The following is a 4120-nucleotide window of genomic DNA, read 5'->3' on the forward strand; positions in this document are numbered from 1 at the left end:
GCGGCACCAGCAGCGGCGGTGAGGGGGGAGACCGGGAGCCGGCTGGTGCCGGTGAGCGTGGCGAGGACGCGTTGGAGAACAGGCCAGCCCTCCTCTTCCTTGCCAGGCCATGGCCAGACCAGACGCTGCGCCCCAAACTGATTAGCCGTTGGCGGCTGTCCGAGGGCCTCTTGCACCTGCACGTAGCGCAGGCTTTCGGCGGCCAGCCGGCCCAGCTGCCACTGCCGCCGGGTTTCTTCCGGATCGTTCGTCCACGTGCCGTGGTCGACAACTGTCCCGCCCAGCTCCTGGTACACCCGTCGGGCAAAGTCGTAGCCGTCATCGGCCAACAGACGTGCCGGCCGTTCCTGGACGGCAGGAGCCGGTTCACCGATCGCCGTGTACAGCGCGCCCAGATCACCCCCGGTCCAGTGGTTGGCCGCGGTGGTGGCGAACCGCGAGAACTGAATCAGCGTGGGCGGACGCCCCTTCTCAGCGACGAAACGGTGAAGCTGATGGGCGACGCTCTCCAGCTCGGAGCGCCACCGGTGCTGCAGGTAGGCCTCGAGGTGCTGCTCGGCCCACGCACGCCGGTAACGGGTGATGAGGTCCCGTACCCGCTCGAAGCCCTCCCGGCGTGTTCCGTGGCCCATGTAGGAGGTAAATGTCATCTGCCCGTACGGTGTCTCCACTGCACTGGCCGCAGGGTCGGCGACTTCCTTCTCCGGGCCCAGCATCTGCTCGGCAGCACGCAGCTCTCGGAAGAAGACTGTGTCGACGGGACAGCCTGCCGCCCGCAGGGCCGCCAAAGGCTTGCTGTAATAGCGGTCGACGCGGTCCAAGGTAGTGCGGGAGTAGGGGCCTTCACACACGAACCATGCGGTCAGGGCCACACCGTGCCAGAACTCGCCCGCAGGACCCAGAGCATCAGCCATGGTCTGGTGCGGCCGCGGGTTGCTGACGATACTGCCGGGGTGACGCTGCAGTGTCACGGTTTCCCACAGCCTCCCGACCTCATGGAGTACGTCGGCTGGCAACCGCTGCCGGTACAGCTGAGGGGTGAAGCCCTGCTCGCTACGGGAAAGGCTCATGAGTTCCTGATCAACCAGACCCCACAAGGACGGCATCCCCGGCGACTGGACGGCATGGCTCTGGTCAAAGCCCGCCCACCAGCTCCGCAGCACTGCGGCCCGCTCCTCGACAGGAGACACGGTGCTGCCCCCGCCGAGGAAGGCGGCCAGCATCGCCTGGACCTCGGACTCCGCGATGCCCGCCTCGGCAGCAATGCCGGCTGCCTGGGCGGACGTGCCCACATACAGACGGGGCTCAGGCAGGGCAGTGATGATTTCCTCGTCCGGGTGCGGACGAGCCTGGAGATAGTCCAAGACCGCCAGCCAGTCGCCCCCGAAGTAGGCGGATGCGACGGGTTGCAGGTCCTTGGTGAGCACTCGGCGCGCCAGGGCCGTGCCGGCCTTCGCCTTCTTGGCGAAGCCGGCCATGAGCCCCTGGAGCCGTTGGATCCGGTGACGGGCGACGAGCTGAACAAGATCACTACCAGTAAGGGTGTCCAGCAATGCCAGACGAGCCTGCTGCTGCCCGCTGCGGTCCAGCGTGTGCCAGCCACTGCCGAAACGGAACACCTCCAGCGCACCATCCCTGATGCCCAGGAGTCGGTAGCGTTCCTCGATCAACGCCCAGAACTCCTTCTGCTGGGTGGGCGGGAAGATATCTCCCGCCGCTCGCAGCCGGACCGGCTGAAGCAGCGTCTCGAACAACGGCACCAGCAGCGCCCAGAGCACTATGGTGTCCGCACCCTCAACCGCAGTGAGACGGGCAGTCTCATCGGCGGCCAGCGTCAGAGCATGAGCAGGGCGTGCACGCAGCAGATACGGCAGGTCGACCGCCCCCGCCTTCACAGACAGCTTCGACGGCAGGTACCACGCACCGCGCCGCTGCTGCTCCTTGACCCCGAAGGCGCTCGCGCAGAAGACGGCCTCTTCCTGAGTGAGGGCCGTCACCTTGGCAGTGTCCGGGGTATGAAGCCCGCGGCCGCGGCTGATGGTTGCCACCGGCTGGGCGTATAAGAGACAGAGCTCGGCAAACCGTTGCTGTTGTCCGGCCCTCGCCTCCAGACTGAGGGCTTCCCCGGGGCCGGCTTGTGTGGCCGAGTGCCACCAGTACGTCTGGTCACTTGCCACCGGTCAGCCTCCGCATGTACTCGACGAACTGCTCGAACGGGACCGGAGCCATAGTGGACTGCGCATAGACGGCGTAACGCTGCGCCAGCAGCTGCGTCTCCCGCTCATCCCGCCGCGCTTCCACCCGGTCCACCCCGTGGATCACGCGTTCCTCGACACGCCCCCGCTCGTACAGCACGAATGCATCCATCCCGCCCAGGCCGCGATCCTCCGCCGAGCCGGTCCCGTCCGGGCCCTCGTCACCGCCGTCGAGGACGGTGTCCAGCACAGTGGCGTCGATCAGCGGGGTATCGAGCAGAACAGCGGGGTCCATGTCGTTGTCCTCGCACAACGCCTCCAGGTGCTCTTCCAGGCCGAGTTCGGCGTGACAGACCACGTCCAGGTACTGCTGATCGGGGGCAAGGCGAGGATGGCGCAGAACCCGGACGCCGCGGCCGACGAACTGATAGAACTCACCGAAGCTGCCATACGGTCGCAGAGGCACGACAACGGTGATGGGCGGGAAGTCGTAACCCTGGCCGAGCATCCGCAGCTGCACAATGCCTTCAAGGTCACCCGCCTCCGACTCGAACCGCCTGCGCGTCGCAGCGATCGCCGAGGCCGGCATGCTGTGGTGCAGCGTCGCGCAGGCGATACCGTGCTCCTCGGCGATCCGAGCGATCTGCTCAGCATGGGCCTGGCCCATCGCCGCGAACAACACCCGTGGCCTGACCGGATCCAGCAGCTTGGCCTGCACGTCCAGACACGCCCGCGTCACCGCCATCACCTGCCGGACCGACGCATCAGACTGCGCGGTGATACGTGCCAGCTTCCGCTCGTCGCCCAGCCTGCTCAGCAGGGCGTCACGCCCCACGACCTGCTCACGACGCCCGTCGGGCCACACCGCCTCATACACCGTCGACGCTGTCTCGGGTGCGAACCGGTGCGCCCGCAGGTTCTTCGCCGATCCGTCCGCCACGGAGTCCACCAGCCGGTAGCGGTAGACGACATCGGCATCGATGGGCTTGCCGTCCAGGCGGGTGAAGCACGCCGACATCAGCAGCGTGCGCGCAGCGGGAAAGCGGGCGAACAACCGCTGATAGGAGTCGCTGGCCGCAATGTGCGCCTCATCGACCACGATGAAGTCGACGTCCCCCGGCTCCAGCTTCGCCAAGAGATCCCCGCCGCTGTCGCCGGTCCCCAACGCATGAAAGTTCGTGACCACGATGTCCGCTGCCAGCAGCCGCCCGCGGCTGACATGGCTGATCTGCTCCTCGTCCGCATCCAGCACCAACGTGGCCGGCGGGCGGGTACCGGGCAGCAGCGGACCCCTTGCCAGCCCGTACAACACATTGCCCGCAGTCCCCGGGTCGAGAGCGGACGCGAAGGTGCCGCGGATCACCGACCCGGGCGTCACTACCAGGGCCCGCTTCCTGGTGAACGACAGCGCCGCCGCCACACCGAGAGCCGTCTTTCCGGCCCCGACCGCCATGACCGTGGCGCCATGGCGGCCCCCGGAGGCGTAGTAGTTCGCCAGTGCGGCCAGCGCCTCGTCCTGGCAGGACCGTAAAGGCCCCCGGTCCACCCGTCCACGCACCTCGTCGAAGTACGCACCACCCGGCACCGGCCAGACCGGTGCCGCACCGCGGGGCGGGTCGGCGGACCGCATCGGATCCCCGGCCATATCAGGGACCTCAACATTCGGTACCGCAGTCACCCATGGCGCCAGCAGCGGATCGAGGCGGAGCATCGCCTGCAGCTGGGCCACGCAGCGTGCCGTGTCCGTGCGCACCGCATCGTAGGAGAACCGCAGCACGGTCAGACCTGAGGCGGCCAGATCGTTCTGCCTCAGCCGGTCGTAGGTGAACGCCGCCCGGTCGCTGTGAAAGGCGAACCCGTCCAACTCGACGGCCAATTGCAGCGTCTCGCCCGCGATCAGGTAGTCCCTGTCTCTTATACACATC

Annotated in this window: 2 protein-coding genes; both read right to left on the reverse strand. The window is 67.5% G+C overall.

The annotated features are described in order from the left end of the window. Window positions 1-2177: hypothetical protein (locus IH13_RS0127720; RefSeq protein WP_031088709.1), on the reverse strand; the 2177-nt coding region annotated here is incomplete at its 3' end. Beyond that, a partial coding sequence (locus IH13_RS0127725) for a DEAD/DEAH box helicase family protein (RefSeq protein WP_031088710.1) occupies window positions 2167-4120 on the reverse strand: 1954 nt, incomplete at its 5' end. The genes IH13_RS0127720 and IH13_RS0127725, both read right to left, overlap by 11 nt.

This window comes from Streptomyces sp. NRRL WC-3549 (assembly GCF_000721935.1).
Taxonomy (GTDB): Bacteria; Actinomycetota; Actinomycetes; order Streptomycetales; family Streptomycetaceae; genus Streptomyces.